The organism is Oscillospiraceae bacterium NTUH-002-81, assembly GCA_032620915.1.
GTDB lineage: Bacteria > Bacillota > Clostridia > Lachnospirales > Lachnospiraceae > JAGTTR01.
Genome location: CP136052.1, coordinates 759,662 through 774,307, shown reverse-complemented (window position 1 = coordinate 774,307; position 14,646 = coordinate 759,662). Strand labels below are relative to the sequence as shown.

13 protein-coding genes and 1 pseudogene are annotated in these 14,646 nt (G+C 49.1%); 7 read left to right on the top strand and 7 right to left on the bottom strand.

Annotated elements, in window-relative coordinates:
- Positions 1-9: 9 nt before the first annotated feature.
- On the bottom strand, positions 10-954 hold the full coding sequence (locus RJD28_03715) for a DUF3658 domain-containing protein (GenBank protein WNV58644.1): 945 nt from the start codon (positions 952-954) through the stop codon (positions 10-12).
- Positions 955-979: 25 nt separating this feature from the next.
- Complete coding sequence (locus RJD28_03710; GenBank protein WNV58643.1) at positions 980-2,083, bottom strand: DUF6076 domain-containing protein; 1,104 nt, start codon at positions 2,081-2,083, stop codon at positions 980-982.
- A 221-nt stretch (positions 2,084-2,304) separates the two neighbouring features.
- Here RJD28_03710 and RJD28_03705 point away from each other — a divergent pair.
- From RJD28_03705 to RJD28_03675, 7 genes and pseudogenes are all read left to right on the top strand, one after another.
- Positions 2,305-2,926 (top strand): annotated as a pseudogene (locus RJD28_03705) (CHC2 zinc finger domain-containing protein).
- 1 nt (position 2,927) lies between these two features.
- Positions 2,928-4,274: a phage/plasmid primase, P4 family gene (locus tag RJD28_03700; GenBank protein WNV59554.1), complete on the top strand. Its 1,347-nt coding sequence runs from the start codon at positions 2,928-2,930 to the stop codon at positions 4,272-4,274.
- Between the two features lie 399 nt (positions 4,275-4,673).
- Complete coding sequence (locus RJD28_03695; protein ID WNV58642.1) at positions 4,674-4,889, top strand: LLM class flavin-dependent oxidoreductase; 216 nt, start codon at positions 4,674-4,676, stop codon at positions 4,887-4,889.
- A gap of 63 nt (positions 4,890-4,952) precedes the next feature.
- Positions 4,953-5,138 (top strand): hypothetical protein, encoded by a 186-nt coding sequence (locus tag RJD28_03690; GenBank protein WNV58641.1) that lies wholly within the window; start codon positions 4,953-4,955, stop codon positions 5,136-5,138.
- A gap of 77 nt (positions 5,139-5,215) precedes the next feature.
- The gene (locus tag RJD28_03685) at positions 5,216-6,505 is read left to right on the top strand and encodes a plasmid recombination protein (GenBank protein ID WNV58640.1); all 1,290 of its coding nucleotides are present in this window, start codon (positions 5,216-5,218) and stop codon (positions 6,503-6,505) included.
- Positions 6,506-6,523: 18 nt separating this feature from the next.
- Positions 6,524-6,826: a hypothetical protein gene (locus RJD28_03680; GenBank protein ID WNV58639.1), complete on the top strand. Its 303-nt coding sequence runs from the start codon at positions 6,524-6,526 to the stop codon at positions 6,824-6,826.
- On the top strand, positions 6,826-8,553 hold the full coding sequence (locus tag RJD28_03675) for a recombinase family protein (GenBank protein ID WNV58638.1): 1,728 nt from the start codon (positions 6,826-6,828) through the stop codon (positions 8,551-8,553). The genes RJD28_03680 and RJD28_03675 overlap by 1 nt, the downstream gene beginning before the upstream one ends.
- 209 nt (positions 8,554-8,762) lie before the next feature.
- Here the strand turns inward: RJD28_03675 and tuf are convergent, their stop codons facing one another.
- The 5 genes from tuf to RJD28_03650 all read right to left on the bottom strand — a co-directional run bounded on the left by tuf (position 8,763) and on the right by RJD28_03650 (position 14,502).
- A complete protein-coding gene (gene tuf / locus RJD28_03670; protein WNV58637.1) occupies positions 8,763-9,956 on the bottom strand; it encodes an elongation factor Tu in 1,194 nt (397 codons plus the stop codon).
- A gap of 133 nt (positions 9,957-10,089) precedes the next feature.
- The gene (fusA, locus tag RJD28_03665; GenBank protein ID WNV58636.1) at positions 10,090-12,207 is read right to left on the bottom strand and encodes an elongation factor G; all 2,118 of its coding nucleotides are present in this window, start codon (positions 12,205-12,207) and stop codon (positions 10,090-10,092) included.
- A 37-nt stretch (positions 12,208-12,244) separates the two neighbouring features.
- On the bottom strand, positions 12,245-12,715 hold the full coding sequence (rpsG, locus tag RJD28_03660) for a 30S ribosomal protein S7 (protein WNV58635.1): 471 nt from the start codon (positions 12,713-12,715) through the stop codon (positions 12,245-12,247).
- Between the two features lie 188 nt (positions 12,716-12,903).
- Positions 12,904-13,326, bottom strand: a complete 423-nt coding sequence (rpsL, locus tag RJD28_03655) for a 30S ribosomal protein S12 (protein WNV58634.1) — start codon at positions 13,324-13,326, stop codon at positions 12,904-12,906.
- Positions 13,327-13,626: 300 nt separating this feature from the next.
- Entirely contained in the window at positions 13,627-14,502 is an 876-nt protein-coding gene (locus RJD28_03650; GenBank protein ID WNV58633.1) for a DMT family transporter, read from the bottom strand.
- Positions 14,503-14,646 lie beyond the last annotated feature (144 nt).

Below are 14,646 nucleotides of genomic sequence, written 5' to 3'. Positions count from 1 at the left end.
GGTTATTTATTACTTTATTTTCTTTAACATACGGTGATAAATAGGTGCATTTGGTGCAGGAGTTGTGATTGGGAGCAGAAGTCCCCCTTTGATAAATTGTTCCACACGCAAAGCAATCCACCCATCACCGATCCCTAATTGATTCTTTCCAAGAACCTGTCCAACAAGCACGCTTTCCCTAAACTCGTCGTCCAGTGTATCCAATTCTCGAAGAATAAATGTATCATACAGAGTTTCTGATACGCTGACCAGTTTGCCGTTTATAACAGCACGAAGAGGAGAATTTTCCTGTTGGAGTTCTCTCCAGCGGTTAGCCAAACTACGAAGGTAATTTGTTGGCAACTTCTTCCCAAGAGATGCCATCCGTCCCAAGTGATAAGGTTCAACTTCTCCCCAACCGTTATACTGGACAATGCATCCATCTGGTCTTGTTTCCCACATTGGAAGCTCCACAATGGTAATATCCAATTTTTCAAAGCCGATTGGTCGTAGTTGTTCCAGAAGCCAATACAATCCGCACACATCATCTGGGTCTCGTCCGACCCAAACACGAATCGGCTCTCCGTTTTGTGCTTTTTCCAGTAGTGTAGCATAGTTCTTTCGGGATGTATTGAGAAGTTCAGTTACGATTTCAGATGCCATATCGGGCAGTATGCTTAGTAGCAAAGATAATGCCGACTCACGCTCCAAACAAATTCCTGCTTCGGAGATGTTGCCCACAGACAATGCCAGCGGAAGATTAACTATGTCCTTACGATTTCCTTCCAACGGTATAGCATTCTCCCAACCAGAACGCTCCCGTTCTTCTGCTTGATGCTGGAACTTTTCTATTTCTTCTTTTGAAACTGTCCCATCAGAGATAATTACACTGGTTGCTCCGCCTAAAAAACCCTTATGTCCAATCGCAACCGCCATAGTCCCTGCGGCACTGTCGCTAAATACTACTTCTAACATAACGTTGCTCACCTCTTAGCTAAATTCAAATTCTTTTTATTGCTTCTTTCTTCAACGCAGCCTGTCCCATTTCTTTTTCATAATCACCCTTGGCGTAAGCGACATTGCCCAGCGCCCGAAGCATCTTATCTTTCGCCAGTTTTTTCATAACCTCTGCAAGATCAGCGTCCAGAGCGCCACGCTTCACATAGCGGTTTATGGTATTCAGTCGCTTCTCATAAATCTGTTTCAGCGGATGATCGTCCGCAAGTTCCCGCTGTTCTCTGCCTTTCAGGTTACCGATCTGCCGGCAGGTGCGGTGCAGCTTGTCCCCCGGAGCGTAGCCGCCGCAGTATTTGGTGTGCCTTGCATTGGTGGTCAGAAACCATTTGCCGCAGATTTTGCATTTTTTCGGTGCATGGCCAACACACAGGCCCTCAAAGAGATCAGACCGGAACATCCCCACAAAGGATACATAGTGCATCCGCTTGACCAGCTTCGCAACTTTTTCGCCGGGACGGATGACGGATACATACTGAACGGAATTGTTCAGGGTAGACATCCAGGCATTGCCCTCCGTGATGGAAAACTCCGGCGGGAAATAATTGCCGAACATTCTGGCAAAGCCCTCTGCGGTGCGGTCAGCTTCGTTGCCGTCTGATTTTTCTGCAAAATCAAGCATGGTCGTTTGGTATTCCCCAAGGGAGTATGCCAGATGCCCGAAAACTGCGGTATAGCGTTGGAGCATCATCGCATCGGCAAAGTTCTGGATTTCTTCAAATTGCAAAGAATTGGTTGCGGCTTTTATGGCAAACTCCACATATTTCAGCGCATTGTCCACAGTAAAGACTTTTTCAATCCGTTCTCTGTGCTTTGAGATATTCATATAGGAGAACGGCGGTGTTTGACTGAGAATATCAAGCATCGTCAGAGCAGCTTCCGTTGCAATAGGACAGAGTGCAGAAGCATCCTGTCCGGCGTTTAATATTCCAAGCAGCAGATTGATTTTCTCGCATTGCTCGTTCATCTTTGCGATGGTATCCGCAGGGACATTCAGCGCATCACAGGCAAGAGCGCCGACAGGAAGTGTTTTTCCCTCATATATGACCGTATCCTGCCAAAAATCCAATGTCATCAGTTCTTGGTTCATGCTTGCCCCTCCTGTCCTGTTTTTTCATTTTCTTAATTCTATCATGCTAATGTAAAGAAATCTACATCTATCCATAAGTTGTCCTGTTTTTTGAAACGGGGTTGTCCTCCGATTAGCCTGTTTTTTGAAAAATCCGGCATAACAATAGTAGACGGAGCGAAGCACCTGCCAATCACGGCGGGTGTTTCGTGCTTTCTGAATACTATGAACGGAGGTTTTCTATGACAATCTATGAAACCATCAAGGTGGCAATCAGCGTAAAGCAAGCCGCCGAACACTACGGGCTGAAAGTCAACCGAAACGGCATGGCTTGCTGCCCGTTCCACAATGACAGGCATCCGAGCATGAAGCTGAATGAGGATTATTTCTTCTGCTTTGGCTGCGGAGTCAAGGGGGATGTGATCGACTTCGTGGCAAGGTCGTTCGATCTGAGCAGCTATGAAGCAGCGCAAAAGCTGGCTGCGGACTTTGGACTTGACCCAAAACCGCCCACTGCCGCAGCTATGGTCAAGCCGAAGCGTCCCTATATCCGTCAGTTACGGGAGGATGAAATGCTGTGTTTCCGGGTGCTGACGGATTATCTGCATCTGCTGGAAGATTGGAAAGTACGATACGCACCCAAGACACCGGAAGATGCTCTGGATGACCGTTTTGTGGAAGCCTGCCAGATGCACTGCTATATCGAATATATGGCAGATGTGCTGACGGTGGGTGATCTGGAAGAACGGGTGGCATTGGTGGACAAGCTGATGCAGGACGACAAAATTGCTTTTCTGCAAGAGTATACCGCACGAAAGAAAAAAGGAGGTGGCGCACCGTGGCGAAGAACCGGAAAACGCCTAATATGAATTTGCCTGTCTGGTTTGACGGGCAGAACATCAACGAAGCTCTGTTTTGTGAAGAATTTCTGCATGAGCGCAGAATCATCTTCGCAAACGGAGCTTTTTTCACGCCCGATGGTCGAGTGACGGATGACCTTCCTCTGCGTGGGGAGATTTACGACAAGCTGAAATTTTGTGCCGTGAACAACATCCCACGGAAGATCACCAACATTCTGGAAGTGCTGAAACTGGAAGCGCAGGTGTCTGACTTCCCTCCGGAGCAGGATCGCATCCATGTTGCCAACGGTACGCTGCTCTTGAACGGCACTTTCACCGAAGGCAGACCGGCTATCGTGCGAAGCCGTCTGCCTGTCGGCTATAATCCCGATGCTCCTGCACCGGTGATCTGGCTGAACTTTCTGGATGGACTACTCTATGCAGAGGACATCCCCACCTTGCAGGAGTTCATTGGCTACTGCCTGATTCCATCCAACAAAGGTCAGCGCATGATGGTGATTAAGGGCAACGGCGGTGAGGGCAAATCCCAAATCGGTGCGGTGCTGTCCACCATCTTCGGCACGAATATGAAAGACGGCAGCATCGGGAAGATTTCTGAAAACCGTTTTGCCCGTGCCGATCTGGAACACATCCTGCTGTGCGTGGATGATGATATGCGGATGGAAGCTCTGCGTCAGACCAACTATGTAAAATCCATCGTGACTGCACAGGGCAAAATGGACTTGGAACGCAAGGGCAAGCAGAGTTATCAGGGCTGGATGTTTGCCCGGTTGCTGGCATTCAGCAATGGTGATCTGCAAGCCCTGTATGACCGCAGCGACGGCTTTTACCGCAGACAGCTTGTACTGACTACCAAGGAAAAGCCCGTGGGCAGAGCCGACGATCCCGACCTTGCTGAGAAGATGAAAGCCGAAGCTGAGGGCATCTTCCTGTGGGCGTTCGAAGGATTGCAGCGGCTCGTTGCCAACAACTTTAAGTTTTCGGAGAGTGACCGCATCCGTGAAAATCGGGAAGCGGTCAAGCGTGACAATAATAATATCTTTGATTTCATGGAATCGGAGGGATACATCCGGTGCAAAGCGGATGCGTCCATCAGCTCCAAGGATTTCTATGAAATCTACCGGATGTGGTGCGAAGAAAATTCCCTTGCACCGCTGAAAGCCCGCAGCTTCAGCGACGCCATGATTGCCAATGCCGGGAGATTCAATCTGGAACATTGCAACAACATCACCAACTCTGCCGGACGGCGGGTGTGGGGATTTATGGGTGTGGAAGCTGTGGCAAGGCCTCATATAAATGGGTTTTACGATGTTTCGTCATGTACGTACGTACCGGAGGAATGGCGGGATTGATTTTGCCAGTCATGCTCTGTACGTATGTACGCAGCATTTACCCCTGTTTTCTCCCATTATAGGAAACAACGGCTTTCAGAGACAACCTGTTTTCGGGTATTGAAAATCAATGGCAATGGAAACAGCAAAGTTTTTGACCGCAGGACGAAGCTATTTCACGAAATCGTGCTTCTCTGAACCGTGTACCCTGTTCACGGAACAATAGATGTTTTCATTTTTCCAGACCAAATCACACGAAACAGTAAAGCGGGATATGGTCATATATGGACAGGACATCACAAGCAAAATTCTGAACGGATTTCAGAGATTGCAGATTTTTCACTGTTCGGTGTATCTGCTCCGTTTTGGGGTGCAGAGATTGTACCGAACCACAAACAGAATTATGGAGGATTTTTCAATATGAATGTACGCAATGAAATCAAGGCACAGATCATCCGTGCTGGGATGACCATGCAGGAAGTTGTTGACCTGCTCTCGGACGAGTACGGATGGAGCGACAGCGTTTCCAACCTGTCCGCAAAATTACAGCGGGAAAGCATCCGATACAAGGAAGTATTGGAGCTTGCCGATGTGCTGGGATGCGACATTGTATGGCAGCAAAGACGGGAGAAGTGATGCCCCCGGCAACAGCCCCTCGCATCTCCCGTCCCCATAGGCACACCGCAGTGCTGCCTATGGATGGCAGTGAAAGACGCTGCCAACGTCTGCAAGAAACGTTCCGCAGAACAGCTTCATGCAGACGGGCTGACCATGGGAAAAGTTGCAGACATTTTGCCTTGGTCAGCAGAGGTCACCGCAGTGACCGCACACCCCCTCGGGAGAGCCCACGGCACTTTGCAGCCAGAATGGATGAAAGTGTTATAGTGGGTTATTACACTTCCGCAGAAGTGCATCCCCGCAGCCCCGCCCGTCTGCTACTCTCGAAAGAAAGGAAAAAACCTATGGCAAGAAACGATGGAATTGACCGTACCTTTGCCCGTAACCAGGACTTGCCCACCCTCGACGATGTGGCGAAAGTTCAGGAGCATAACGAGCGAGAAAAAGACAGCTACTCCAATCAAGATATTGATACCACCCAGACCCACCGCAATGTCCACTTCAAGAAACCTACCGACAGCTATGCCGCCATGTTCGATCAGATGATTGCAGATGGTGTTATCTCCACCCGTGGTCTGAAAGCCGATGCGGTGAAATATGGGGAGCTGCTGTTTGATGTAAACTCTGCCTACTTCCACAACCACGGCGGCTATGAATATGCCAAACAGTTCTATGCCGATGCCTACAAAGCCGCCGTGGAGATTGTGGGCGGTGAGCAGTATATCCTCTCCGCTGTAATGCATGCCGACGAGCGCAACCGGGCAATGTCGGAAGCTCTGGGTGAGGATGTGTACCACTATCACCTTCATGTGGTTTATATCCCGGTGGTGGAGAAACAAATCCTGTGGTCGAAGCGATGCAAGGATGAATCCCTCCGGGGAACGGTAAAGGAAACGATCACACAGGTCAGCCGCAGTAAGAAGTGGGAATCCAAACCCGTTCTTGATGAAAACGGAAATCCGATGTTGAACGCAAAAGGGAAAAAGATTTTGAAGTCGTCCTACAGTGTGCTGCAGGATGACTTTTTTAATTTCATGCGAGCCGCCGGATATACCGATGTGGAGCGTGGAGAGCGTGGCAGTACCGAGGAACATCTGACGGTGACACAGTTCAAGGTACAGGCCGAACAGCAGCGTTTGGAAGCTGTGACCGGACAGGTGACACAGGCCGAGCAGAGCTTAGCGGATGCCAAAGCTGCCACGGAGAAGCAGAAAAAGAAACTGGAAGCTCTGAAAAAGGAAACTCAGGCTGCTAAGTCTGTTGCTATGACTGCACATGAGATTGAGTCGATGGGCAAGAAAAATCCCATTACGGGAAATGTTACCATGACGGCGGATGAGTGCCGCACGCTAAAGGATTATGCGGTCAGCAGCTTTGCGGAAAAGTCTGAGAAGCTGAAATACAAGCAGAAATTCGAGCAGGCAGATAAAAACGCAAAGATATGGAAAGACCGTTTTGAAAAACTGAACAAAGACTATGAGGAGCTGAAACAGAAAGCCCAGCCTTTCCTGGATGCGATTGAGATTGCATCTGAAAAGGTCTGGGCTTTTATCAATGCCATCCTCGCCAGGGGAAAGGAACTGTATGAACACAAACACCCTGCCCGCAATCGTGGACAGGACATGGAAATTTAAGAAAGGAACTATTTGCCTATGAAGAAAACCGTAGAGGAAATTAACAAGATGATTATGGAAGATGCCCCGATGGAAGAAATCAACGATGCCATCGGCTATATTGATATTTGCTCCTGCTTCGATCCGATTTTTGAGCCGCCTATTGATTTTCTGGAAGAATGCCGCAAGCGTTGGGAAGCGGCACAGTCCTCTTTCTGCAAAACCATTGAGTGCAAGATCGGAAACACATGGTATGTGATTGAAACGGAGTGTGACGGAAATGAGCCACTTACCGACAAGGTAAAACGGCTCATTTTTTCTGACAAGGGGGTGATTTGTTAATGACTGCGACACAAAAGCATGATATAATTCCAATATGCACAACGGTACTGTCGGCTGACCAACCACCGAAGGAGGATATTATGTTGGATCAGCAGAAAATTACCATTCTCTATTGCCGTCTGAGCAACGAGGATGCCCAGGAAGGCGAGAGTAACAGTATCGCAAATCAGAGAGAGTATTTAACCCGATATGCCCGTGACCACGGGTATACAAACCTGAAAATTCTGGTGGATGACGGTTATACGGGGACGAACTTCAATCGTCCCGGTGTGCAGGAAGGCTTTGAGCTTGTCAAGCAGGGGCTTGTGGGCTGCTGGCTGGTCAAAGACCTCAGCCGCTTTGGTCGTGACTATCTGACTGTTGGACAATATACGGATATTATCTTTCCGAGTTATGATGTCCGCTTTATCGCTATAAATGATGGCGTAGACAGCAACCGGGGAGACAGCGAGGGCTTCGCCGCAATCCGTAATCTGTTCAACGAGTGGTATCCCCGTGATACCAGCAAGAAAGTCCGTGTCAGTTTGCGGCAGAGAGGAACCAGTGGGAAGCACATGGGCAAACCGCCCTACGGATACCGCTGTGACCCGGAGGACAAGGATCACTGGATTCTGGATGAAGAAGCGGCTCCGGTAGTCAAGCTCATCTTCGACCTTTGCATTGACAGCAAAGGCCCGGAGCAGATTGCAAGGATTCTGGAAGAAAAGCAGATTCTGACTGCAAAGGCACTCTATGCCAAGCGAAAGAAAAAGCCGATGCCGGAAAGACCGTACCACTGGGGCAACCAGTCCATTGTAGGGATTTTGGAACGGCAGGAGTACACAGGCTGTACCTGCAACTTCAAGACTTATTCCAAGTCCTACAAGCTGAAAAAGCGGATTCCCAATGAGCCGGAGAATATGTTTTATCTGCCGGACACACAGGAAGCGATTGTATCTCAGGCACAGTTTGACAGGGTGCAGGAACTGAGGAAAAACAAACGCCGCCCTGCAAAAGCGGAACGGCAGGGATTGTTCTCCGGGCTTCTGTTTTGTGCCGATTGCGGCGGCAAGCTCCACTTTGCCACAAGCAAAAACTTTGAGGGCAAGCAGGATCACTACGTCTGCAACAACTACAAGAGCAACCGTGGTACTTGTACTGCCCACTATATCCGGGAAGATGTGCTTCGTGAAATCGTTCTGGAACGCATCCGGGCAGTCAATGAGTATATCCGAAGCGATGTGGACGGTTTTCAGGAGGAATGGCTGCAATGCCGCAGGACTGACCAGGAGCGCAGCATCCGGGATGACAAAAAGAAGCTGGAACAGGCAAAGAAACGCCTTGCCGATCTGGATGTCATCATCGCCCGGCTGTACGAGGACTATGTTCTTGGAAATCTCAATCAGGACAGATACAGAAAGATGTCTGCGGACTATGAAGCGGAGCAGGAACGGTTAAAGCTCGAAATTGAAGTTATCGAAGAATGGGTGGAACAGCGGGAAGAAATGAACGACGGTCTGGATGCCTTTATCGCCCTGACACAGAAATATGTGGATGTGGAGGAGCTGACACAGACCATCGTGAACGAGTATATCAAGAAAATCATCGTCTATGCCCCGGACAAATCCAGCGGCAAGCGCAAGCAGAAAGTGAAGATTTTCTTCAACTTCGTGGACGATGTAGATATTCCCGTTATTTCCGAGCCTATCATCACGCAAACAACCTATGAACACAGAAAAACGGCGTGACCTTCGGGTCACACCGTTCTCTGCGACAAAATAGTTACTTGTCACTATTAAGCCTTGCGGTTCCGGGGTATCTTACGTTTGGACACAATGTACCTTGCGGTACTTATATAATTATAATGATTATATCGAAGTAGTTCTTCTCACTACGCTCAAAGAACAGCCTTCACACTAAATTCGCGCTACGCGCTCACTAAGTGTTCAGTGCTTGCTTACTCGATAACGGTAGCTACACGGCCAGATCCTACTGTACGGCCACCCTCACGGATAGCGAATGTAAGACCCTGCTCCATAGCGATCGGATGGATCAGCTCGATGGTCATCTCTACGTTATCACCAGGCATGCACATCTCGGTTCCTTCCGGAAGGTTGATAACGCCTGTAACGTCAGTTGTTCTGAAGTAGAACTGAGGTCTGTAGTTGTTGAAGAAAGGTGTATGACGGCCACCCTCGTCCTTAGTCAGAACGTATACCTGAGCGGTAAATTTCTTGTGGCAAGTAACGCTGCCGGGTTTAGCAAGAACCTGACCACGAACGATCTCTGTTCTCTGAACACCACGAAGCAGTGCACCGATGTTATCACCAGCCTGAGCCTCGTCAAGGAGCTTACGGAACATCTCGATACCGGTTACAACGGTCTTCTTCTTGTCTTCCTTAACGCCGAGGATCTCAACCTCATCGTTCAGGTGCAGAACACCACGCTCTACTCTACCAGTAGCAACAGTACCACGACCTGTGATGGTGAATACATCCTCTACAGGCATCAGGAACGGCTTATCTGTGTCACGCTGAGGATCCGGAATGTAGCTGTCAACAGCATCCATGAGCTCCATGATCTTGTCGCCCCACTCGCTGGACGGATCTTCCAGAGCCTTCAGAGCGGAACCCTGGATAACCGGTGTGTCATCGCCCGGGAACTCATACTCGTTCAGCAGGTCTCTGATCTCCATCTCAACCAGCTCAAGCAGCTCCTCGTCGTCTACCATATCGCACTTGTTCATGAATACAACGATGTAAGGTACGCCTACCTGACGGGACAGAAGGATGTGCTCCTTTGTCTGAGCCATAACACCGTCTGTAGCAGCTACTACAAGGATAGCGCCATCCATCTGAGCTGCACCAGTGATCATGTTCTTAACGTAGTCAGCATGTCCAGGGCAGTCAACGTGTGCATAGTGTCTGTGCTCTGTCTCGTACTCAACGTGTGCTGTGGAAATTGTGATACCACGCTCTCTTTCCTCCGGAGCCTTATCGATGTTCTCGAAGTCTGTAGCTGTGTTACCAGCAACTCTCTCAGACAGTACCTTTGTGATAGCAGCTGTCAGAGTGGTCTTACCATGGTCAACGTGACCAATGGTTCCGATATTACAATGCGGTTTGGTTCTCTCGAATTTAGCTTTAGCCATTTTTAAACGTCCTCCTTAAATAGATATCGCCTTTGGGCATTTTCTTTGTTTTACTTGTTTCTGTTCAATATAGGCTATCTTAGATTATATTTCAATTACGATATATTTTCAAGCCCATTTTACGCAGAATCTATTATTTTGTTTTGTCGTTGATAACCTTTTCCTGTACACTCTTCGGTACCTGCTCGTATTTCTCGAAGAACATGGAGTAGTTACCACGTCCCTGTGTCTTGGAACGAAGGTCTGTTGCGTATCCGAACATCTCTGCCAGCGGAACATAGCCCTTGACCATCTTACCGCCGCCGACATCTTCCATACCCTCGATACGACCACGACGGGCATTGATGTCACCGATAACGTCTCCCATGTACTCCTCAGGCATGGAAACCTCAACCTTCATGATAGGCTCAAGAAGGATCGGGTTAGCCTTGGACATAGCATCCTTAAATGCAAGGGAACCTGCGATGTGGAATGCCATCTCACTGGAGTCTACCTCATGGTAAGAACCATCGTATACGTTAGCAGATACACCAACTACCGGGAATCCGCCAAGGATACCAGCCTTGGTAGCCTCTTCGATACCTTCGCCAACAGCCGGGATGTACTCCTTCGGGATCGCACCGCCGACAACGCTGGACTCGAACTTGAATGTCTCCTCGCCGTTGGGATCCATCGGCTCGAAGTGTACTTTACAGTGACCATACTGACCACGACCACCGGACTGTTTTGCATACTTGCTGTCTACGTCTACAGCCTTTGTGATGGTCTCTTTATATGCAACCTGAGGAGCACCTACGTTTGCCTCTACCTTGAACTCACGAAGCAGACGGTCAACGATGATCTCCAGATGCAGCTCACCCATACCAGCGATGATGGTCTGTCCAGTCTCCTGGTTGGTGTGTGCACGGAATGTCGGATCCTCTTCTGCAAGTTTTGCAAGAGCCTCACCGAGTTTGCCCTGTCCAGCCTTGGTCTTGGGCTCGATTGCCAGCTCGATAACCGGCTCAGGGAACTCCATGGACTCAAGGATTACCGGATGCTGCTCATCACAGATGGTATCACCGGTTGTTGTGAACTTGAATCCAACAGCGGCAGCGATATCACCGGAGTAAACCTTATCCAGCTCTGCTCTCTTGTTTGCATGCATCTGCAGGATACGTCCTACACGCTCTTTCTTGCCCTTTGTTGCATTCAGCACGTAAGAACCGGAGTTCATCGTACCGGAATATACACGGAAGAATGCGAGCTTACCTACGAACGGGTCAGCCATGATCTTGAATGCCAGAGCTGCGAAAGGCTCGTCATCAGAAGAGTGTCTCTCGATCTCGTTGCCATCCAGGTCGGTACCCTTGATTGCAGGGATGTCTGTAGGAGCAGGCATGTACTCAAGGATTGCGTCCAGAAGCTTCTGAACACCTTTGTTTCTGTATGCGGAACCGCAGCATACCGGAACTGCTGTACACTCACAGGTTCCTTTTCTCAGGGCTGCTTTCAGCTCCTCTGTGGTCGGCTCTTCGCCTTCCAGGTATTTCATCATCAGATCGTCGTCCAGCTCACAGATCTTCTCGATCATGTCTGTACGATACAGCTCTGCGTCTTCCTTCATGTCTTCCGGAATCTCGGTAACGGAAATATCGTCACCCTTCTCATCATTGTAGATGTAAGCTTCCATCTCGAACAGGTCGATGATTCCCTTGAAATCATCCTCCTTGCCGATAGGCAGCTGTACCGGAATGGCATTCTTGCCAAGTCTTGTCTTGATCTGATCTACAGCGTTGTAGAAATCTGCACCCAGGATATCCATCTTGTTGATGAATGCCATACGGGGTACATTGTACGTATCAGCCTGACGCCATACGTTCTCAGACTGCGGCTCAACACCACCCTTTGCACAGAAAACGCCGACAGCGCCGTCCAGTACACGAAGAGAACGCTCAACCTCTACGGTAAAGTCTACGTGTCCAGGTGTGTCGATGATGTTGATTCTGTGCTCCAGAGCACCCGGTTTAACCTTTGTGTGGTCTTCCAGAGTCCAGTGGCAGGTTGTTGCTGCAGATGTGATAGTAATACCTCTCTCCTGCTCCTGCTCCATCCAGTCCATGGTAGCAGTACCTTCGTGGGTATCACCGATTTTGTAGTTGACACCGGTATAGTATAAGATACGCTCTGTCAGTGTAGTTTTACCTGCATCGATATGAGCCATAATACCAATGTTTCTGGTTCTCTCTAACGGATATTCTCTACCAGCCAAGGTATTTTCCTCCTTAAATTAAAACAATAGCAAACAATTAGAATCTGTAATGAGCGAAAGCCTTGTTTGCCTCTGCCATCTTGTGCATGTCTTCTTTCTTCTTTACAGAAGCTCCGGTATTGTTCGCAGCGTCGAGAATCTCATTTGCCAGTCTCTCTTCCATGGTCTTCTCGCCTCTCTTACGAGAGTACAGAGTGATCCAACGAAGTCCGAGTGCCTGTCTTCTCTCCGGTCTAACCTCGATCGGAACCTGATAGGTAGCACCACCGATACGTCTTGCTTTTACTTCCAGTACCGGCATGATGTTGTTCATAGCCTCTTCAAATACCTCAAGAGCAGGTCTGTCGGTCTTTTCAGCGACTTTGTCAAATGCTCCATATACGATCTTCTGGGCTACACCTTTCTTACCATCTAACATGATGTTATTGATAAGCTTCGTAACCACCTTGTTATTGTATAACGGATCAGCTAATACGTCTCTTTTCTGAGTATGTCCTTTACGTGGCACGTTACTTCCCTCCTTAATTATGATTCGCGGACTATGAAAGCCCGTTTTCAATTAAATCTTCGGTACTCACATGTGTCTACTGTGTTCGCGCGTAAACCTTTATCTATTAAACCCGCAGCCGTCAGGGCAATATCAGGATCACCGCACTAATCATAGTTCTGTTTGTGATACGAAAAAACTACAGTTGCTTATTTCTTAGCGTCTTTCGGTCTCTTTGCACCGTACTTGGAACGTGCCTGTCTTCTCTTGGCAACGCCTGCGGTATCCAGTGTACCTCTGACAATGTGGTATCTTGTACCAGGTAAATCCTTAACTCTTCCTCCACGGATCAGCACAACGCTGTGCTCCTGAAGGTTGTGTCCCTCACCGGGGATATAGCTTGTTACCTCAATTCCGTTGGAAAGACGAACTCTGGCGATCTTTCTTAAAGCAGAGTTAGGCTTCTTCGGGGTTGCGGTCTTAACAGCGGTGCAAACTCCTCTCTTCTGCGGAGAATTGGAATCTGTTGCTCTCTTCTTTAAAGAGTTGTAGCTCTTTAACAGAGCCGGTGCTGTAGATTTTTTTACAGATGTCTGTCTTCCTTTTCTAACTAACTGGTTAAATGTAGGCATCCTGTTCACCTCCTGTAATATTCAGTTGCAGGGTTTTCCTGCTCTGTGTCGCGGCTGCTGATTCAGACTCTTGCTGAATTGCGTGCGCGCCAAGAAAATGCATTCTTGCGCACACTAAGTTATTATACGAATCCCTCATTTTCTTGTCAAGCCCCTTTGTGAAAAAAGTTCAGCCAGCCGTCTCATGCTGCCGGGCGTCGTGCTCGCACGTAAGAGCGGCAACGTGGACGGATGGGCTGAGCGCCAGTTCATGAGCAAAAATGAGCTGTGGGAATGGCGCGACTGAACTTTTTAAACAAATCAACGCTTCATCCCTGGCACAATCCCTTCTGCCACAAAGAATGAAAACAGCACCACAGCGGCCCCCAACACAAACCGGGGTGTCAGCCGATCCCCCAGCACGAGCACAGAGGCCAGGCAGCCGAACACACTCTCAAAAGAAAGAATGACAGCACTGGTGGTGGGCCGCACGTAGCGCTGTCCCACCAGGCTTAACAGATACGGGATGATGGTGGAGCCCACCGCCAGGTAAATGGCACCGCCAAAGTCCGCGAACTGCACCCCCGTCGGAAACGGGGTGGTGAGAAATGCCGCCGCCAGCCCGATGATCCCGGCGGTGCCGATCTGCAGCATGTTCAGCAATAAGGGACTGTGCTGCTTGGCATACACGGAGCCGTACATGACATGTACCGCATAGAACAGGGAGCTGCCCACGGTCAGGAGGTCTCCTTTGTTGATGCCGCCGCCAGCGCTGTCCAGCAAAATGATGGCCGCCCCCAGCAGGCAGGTGACCGACGCCGCCACATCCAGTTTCCCCGGGCGTTTCCGGAATACGAGCCAGTAGGCACCCGGTACAAAGATGATGTAGGCCGCCACCACAAAGGCCGACCGGGAAGCAGTGGTGTACTGGATCCCCACCGTGAAAAAGAAAAACTCCATATATAAAAGCATGCCCATCCAGACACCATGGCATACCGTCTGTCTGTCCAGTTCTTTCCATTTTGGCAGACAGATCACCGCCATCAGCGCTCCGGCGATGGCAAAACGGATGCCCAGCAGCCACATGGCCGGAAAGATTTCCAGATTGGATTTCATCACCGTGTAGGCAGAGCCCCAGGCGAAAGCCGCCAGAAACAGGGCAACGATGCCGCCGATGTATTTTTTATCTCGGTTCATTTCTTCTACTTCTCCTATTTTACAACAAACCAGAAAGAATCCTGTAACAGATCATTCTTCGATATTTTGCCACCTTACCATAAGACATCTGTATTTTCCTTCTATTGATGCATAATAAACAGTATCCTCGCGAAGGTTCCTGTC